4 protein-coding genes are annotated in these 5812 nt (G+C 49.3%); all 4 read right to left on the bottom strand.

What is annotated here, in order from left to right:
• Positions 1-238: 238 nt before the first annotated feature.
• Entirely contained in the window at positions 239-1165 is a 927-nt protein-coding gene (locus AQR02_RS05695; RefSeq protein WP_054939748.1) for an AraC family transcriptional regulator, read from the bottom strand.
• Between the two features lie 205 nt (positions 1166-1370).
• A complete protein-coding gene (locus AQR02_RS05690; RefSeq protein WP_054939747.1) occupies positions 1371-3446 on the bottom strand; it encodes a methyl-accepting chemotaxis protein in 2076 nt (691 codons plus the stop codon).
• 180 nt (positions 3447-3626) lie between these two features.
• Complete coding sequence (locus tag AQR02_RS05685) at positions 3627-4472, bottom strand: sugar ABC transporter permease (RefSeq protein ID WP_054939746.1); 846 nt, start codon at positions 4470-4472, stop codon at positions 3627-3629.
• Positions 4469-5785, bottom strand: coding sequence for a carbohydrate ABC transporter permease (locus AQR02_RS05680; RefSeq protein WP_054939745.1), 1317 nt, complete (start codon positions 5783-5785; stop codon positions 4469-4471). The genes AQR02_RS05685 and AQR02_RS05680 overlap by 4 nt, the downstream gene beginning before the upstream one ends.
• Between the last annotated feature and the right edge of the window lie 27 nt (positions 5786-5812).

The raw sequence follows: 5812 nt of genomic DNA, 5'->3' as shown, positions 1-5812 counted from the left end.
TTATGGCTGTTAATATCCATGAAGGATACTTCAATATCGCGGAATTCCGTTACTGTCAGCAGGTCGCGCAGCAGTCCGCGGGTAAACCCGATGCTCCCTGCCCCGATGAATGTGACTTTAAAAGACATGGCTATCAGCCTCCGTAAGTGGATTGGTTATTCCTGTCCATTGTAGCAAGGAGGTGGAGGGAAGCGTAACCAATATCATGACCACTTTCCGGGGTGGCTGTCAACAATCCTCACTTATCATCTGAAAATCGGGTAATGTCGCTCCAGGAGTAGCGCTCGATGGAATTACGGTATTCGACTGGAGTCATGCTGGCATATTTTTTGAACAGAAGATGAAAATACTGCCTGCTGCTGATGCCGACATAATCGGCAATTTCCGCTACCGGTATTTCACTTTGCGCTAGCAGCATCTTGGCCTTCTCCATCCGCAGCAAATTCAAATAATCGGTCAGGGTGCGGCCCGTCTGCTTCTTAAATATCCGGTGCAGATATCCAGGATGCACATTTACAGCTGCCGCGACCTCCTTGACCTGGATGCTGCGGTCATAGTTCTGATGCAGGAATTCAATGGCTCTCCGCACATAGAGCTGTGAGGGCTGCTGGCTGGCGAGCAGCCGTTCACGGCGCAGCCTGGAGAGGCGCAGCAGCAGCTCAGCAAACAGCAGCCGGACCATATTGCCCCCGTTCTTGCCGTGCTGATCCAGCTCCAACACCAATGCTTTAAGCACATGGAAGACTTCCTCCGGATCAGCCAGCACCAGGCTGGTGAAGGGGTTCCGCAGCAGTTCAGCAAGAGAATCTTCTTCCTTGGCGAGCCTGCTTAGCGAAGGTGCCACACCTGCATAGTCCGCGAAGCCGAATTCCACATTCAGCATCCGGCAGGCATTGTCCTCCTCAACAATCAGCCTATGCGGAACATTGGCATCGAGCATAATCAGCTCACTGCGTTTCAATATGAATCGCTCCTCGCTTCCTGAGACGCTGCGCACATCCACCGAACAGCTTCCAGAGATGACATACATGATTTCCGTTGAGTTATGCTGATGATAAGGCATGGTGTAATGATTCCACTGTTTATAATAGTAGGCAAAAAAATGCGGACTGTACTCTCCCTCCAGCAGCTGCTGCTGAAATAGGCTTCCATTAAGCACCGGCAATCCCTTCACTCTCCTTGACTTGGCGCTAATCCACTGTTCCAGCTTGAATAGGACTAGTGTATCCTGTGAAGCGTTTCCGGACAAGAAGCGTGCCGGTCGACAAGCAAAACCTCTGCGCTTCCGTAAATGAATTACGGTACGCAGAGGTTTGATTAATGGTCATTTGTAATTAACGGATACCGCCATCACTACGCCATATAGCAGTTTATCCCTGAAAAGATACGAGCGATTGCTGCAAATTCTCAGCCAGCTCTTCCAGTTTCTCCGAGAGGGCTACGAGCTCTTCGCTGACAATGAACTGCTGCGAAGACATCGAAGCCACCTCCTGTGTGGAAGCGCTCGTCTGCTGCACCACCGAAATCACACTGGCCATGGATTCACCAAGCTGGCGCTGGAACTCGTTCAACTCAGAGACAGAAACGGAGGATTGGCTGATCAGCCCAAGGAACTCTTCCATCTCCCCCCGTACGCTTTCAAAAATAACCGAAGATTCCCGTACTGACGTAATCTGCTCGCGGAACAGCGGGCCTGCTTCACTCACTACCTTGACTGTATTATCGATATGGCGGCTGATTTCTTCTGTAATTCTGGAAACGGATAGAATAGACTCGTTGGACTGGTTAGCCAGTCCCCTGATCTCATCGGCAATAACGATGAACCCTCTCCCGGCTGCCCCTGCACGGACGGCTTCAATAGAAGCATTCAATGCAAGGATATTAGTCTGCTTGTTGACAGCAATCATCGGGCTTAGAATGCTGCGGATCAAATGCGTGCTCTCCTGGAGCATCGCAGAGTTCTCCTGAATCAGCTCCATCATCTGCATTGTAGATTCACTTTGCGTGACAAGATTTTTCATCAGCTCTGCACCCTGGTCACTTACAGCTATCACCCGCTCCGCTGAGTTATCCATGATCGAGTTAATCTTAGCCACCTCGTTCATTTTTCCGCCCATCAGCTCCACATTACGGTTGCTGCTCTCCGCTTCAGCTGCCAGACTCACTGCCCCTTCGGCAATCTCACCCGTTGCTGCAGCAACCTCTCTAGCATGGGTTGAGGTAGCACCGGAAGCCTTGACCAGCTGCTCCGAAGTTGCCAGCACTTCCGTCGCCGACAATCCGCTTTGACCAGCGAGCAGAGAGATCTGCTCCATCATTCTATTGAAGCTGTGCCCGACCCGGCCGATTTCATCCTGGCCTTTAAAATTCGTCCGCACCTGCAGGTTGCCCCGTTCGCCTTCTTCCATCAGACTGGCAAGCTTGCCCAGCGGACGGCCGATCAACCGGACCAGCACATAGCCGATCAAGAGGGCAATCAGCGCCGCCGCGAGTACTACGAGCAGTGTAATGTACAACAGGCGGTCGGCCGACTTGGTGAAGTCATTGACCGGCGCATAGCCAAGCAGGGTCCAACCACCTGTGTTCAGCGGCTGGTATACCGCCAGTTGCTCCGTTCCGGCTTCATCTTCTGCCATAAAGGAACGATGCAATTCTTGGCCCGGCTGCGGCTCGGCCTCTGTCTCTGCTTTCGACGGCTTGATGAATGAAGGCTGCTCCAGCAGAGCATCTGCCGCCGCATACACAACCTTTCGGTCAGCATCAAGGATGCGGAGCTCACCGTCTTCCCCGATGCGCAGGTTTGCTAACATCTCACTGAGAGAGCTTCGCTTAATCTCAATCAGCATATAATATTCCGCTTTTGTATTTTGCATATTGCGCAGAAGGCGTCCCATCGTGAGAGAAGCTTCCGAGTATGTATCGAAGAAGCCCTTCGGCCGGACGGGGAACCACACTGTATTGCCTTTGGCCTCGTCAATCTGCTTCAGTCTCGCCAGGATCCCCTCATCGGTGCGGATCCCCGTAACGCCCGAGGTTTTATAAGATTCCACTTCTGCTACGCTGCGGGAAACAAGCCGGATGCTCATGAGACGCTTATCGATGCCTTTGACAGCATCCAGCTTGCTGCGGATACGCCCCTCGGCGGCAACCTTAGCTACGATCCCGATACTGGGATCATTGACCGCCTCCAGATCTGCCTTGAGCGCCTGATCCACGGCAAATTGCCGAGAGAGCGCCTCATACTCGGCAAAGAGGAAATCCAGTTTATCAGCAGCCTGGACAATCGCTTGTGATGAAGCAGCCGCAACCTCATCAGTGATGATGCCTTTTGCTGCATAATAGGAGGTCAATCCAAGCACGGACGACAACAACAAAATGGTGCTGAACAGGATAATGAATAATTTGACGCCAACCGATTGCAGATGGAGACTTCGTTGCCGTTTCATATTTTCTCTCCCCACAAAATAAAATAACCCCACATATGTGGGTTATATCCTTTAAGCCCAATCATACCCTTAGTATAAATACCTGAAATGAACAAGGTACAGCCCATCGTAGTCGACATAAAGGCTGTACCTTGTTTTTTCATACATTTGTAAATAAGCACTAAAAGATAGATCGTTTTATTAACCCTTGCTCGCCCCAGCCGTCAACCCTTCGACGAGCATTTTTTGCAGGAAGCCAAACAGAATCATAATCGGAATAGAGATCAGTACAGCTCCTGCCGCAAAAGTCGTGAAATTGGAATTCTGATTCGAATTAACCATGTCCCACATGCCCACGGCAACGGTCCATTTCTCCTTGGTCCGCAGAATGAGTCTGGCAAAGATAAAGTCAACCCACGGTCCGACAAATTGGGTAAGCGCTATATAGGTGATCATCGGTCTCGACAAAGGCAGGATGATTCTCCAGAATATCCCGAAGTTACCAGCTCCGTCAATGCGGGCAGCTTCATCCAGCGAACGCGGTATCGTATCCAGGAACCCTTTGGCAATCAGTGTCCCGCCTAGCGGAGCTCCGGCTGCATACACGATGATTAGAGCCAGATGTTTATTCAGCAGATCAAATTCCTTCAGCAGCAAATAAATGGCAATCATACTCATGAAGCCTGGAAACATTCCAAGCACCAACAGCCCGGACATGGTAGTCTTGCGCGCCTTGAATCTGAACCGGGAAACTGCGTAGCTTGTAAGTAATGTCAAGAAAAGACCCAGGAGCATTGAGAACAAGGCAATCTTGAACGTATTAAGCCACCAGGTAGGGAACAGCAGGGTGTTATCATAGAAAAGTGCCCGGTAATGTTCCAGTGTAAACGTTTCGGGAATAAATGTTTTACTGTAAAGGGATTTGCCCGGCCGCAGCGACGATAACAGGATCCAAAGGGCCGGATACAGTGCTGCAACTGACAGAATAACCAACATCAAATAGCTTAAAGTGAGCCGTATTCTTGTTTTAATTTTAACTCCACTCATTGGATCATGTCCTCCTCCTGGAATGATTTCGACCGCCGGTAATTGTAAATCGAGAAGCTGGCCACGATTATAAAGATAATGATTCCGACCGCAGATGCCATGTTATATTTATTTTGGTCAAGCGTGAGCTTGTAAAGCCACGTCACGAGCAAGTCGGTGGAACCGGCATACTGATAATCCCCGTTGACGGGACTACCGCCTGTTAAGAGGAAGATCGCATTAAAGTTATTGATGTTGCCTGCAAACTGGGCAATCAGTGTAGGCGCCGTCGAGAACAGCACCATAGGTAATGTTATAATGCGGAATTTCTGGTAGCTGGTCGCTCCATCTACTTCGGCCGCTTCATACATATCGCGCGGAATGGTTGTCAGAACCCCAATAATTAGCAGCATGGATACAGGAATACCAACCCACATGTTAACTACGATAACCGTTACTTTGGCCCAGAATGGATCCGTTAGCCAAGGAAGGCCACCGAGCCCGAAAAACTTAAGATATTGGTTAATCGGACCAAACTGGCCGTTGAACAGATTGCGCATGAGCAGAAGAGAGATCATCTGCGGAATAGCATATGGAATAATCAGAATAGCTCTCCAGATGCCCTTGAAACGAACACCTTGCTGGCTGATCAGCATCGCGACCAGCATGCCGCCGAAATAGGTGGTAACCGTCGATAATATCGCCCAAATAATGGTCCAAGTAAGTACACCGTAGAAGGTATGGCTCCATGATTTAAGTGCTACCAGATTATGGAATGTTTCAAAGCCAACCCAGTCTACCAGCTTGGCCGGAGGCATATGGTTAGGCGCAGAATAGTTCGTAAACGCCAGCATGACCATGAAGATGATCGGCATCACTGTAAATAACAGAATGCCTACAGACGGCAGAATAAGAAAGGTCTGCGCAAACTTATAATCGAGAATATAGCGGATGCTCTGTTTAAACGTACCCGGAGTATGGCCTGCATCTCTCGCAGCTCCAGTCTTGTAAGCATCTCGAATGTTCATGTACCATGCAATCAGAAAAAGAACGAAGAATATGATGGTAATCAAACTCTGAATTAAAATAAATATAGAATGATCACCTTTGACGAGCTTGGCAATTCCTTTGACCTTCTCAAAATGTTGGGTGGTTGTACCCAAGGTAACGATACCCCAGAACGCCCGTCCCAGCTTCTCAATAAAATAAGTTAAGCTTAATGCCTCTACAATCAAAAAAATAAAACCCTTGATAAATTGGCGGTTATATATTTGTCCCAATCCCATAAATAATGTAGACAGTATCGTTGCTGCTCTAGTATGGTGTCGCTGCATTTCCCTTCCGTTCTCCTCTCCTGGGAA

It is taken from the genome of Paenibacillus ihuae, assembly GCF_001368795.1.
GTDB lineage: Bacteria > Bacillota > Bacilli > Paenibacillales > Paenibacillaceae > Paenibacillus_AQ > Paenibacillus_AQ ihuae.
This window is presented reverse-complemented; position numbering and strand designations above follow the sequence as displayed.

What these genes read in the sequence shown, in the direction of transcription:
- AQR02_RS05690 (WP_054939747.1), bottom strand. Translation starts at nt 3,446, where the DNA reads ATGAAACGGCAACGAAGTCTCCATCTGCAATCGGTTGGCGTCAAATTA.
- AQR02_RS05685 (WP_054939746.1), bottom strand. Translation starts at nt 4,472, where the DNA reads ATGAGTGGAGTTAAAATTAAAACAAGAATACGGCTCACTTTAAGCTAT.
- AQR02_RS05680 (WP_054939745.1), bottom strand. Translation starts at nt 5,785, where the DNA reads ATGCAGCGACACCATACTAGAGCAGCAACGATACTGTCTACATTATTT.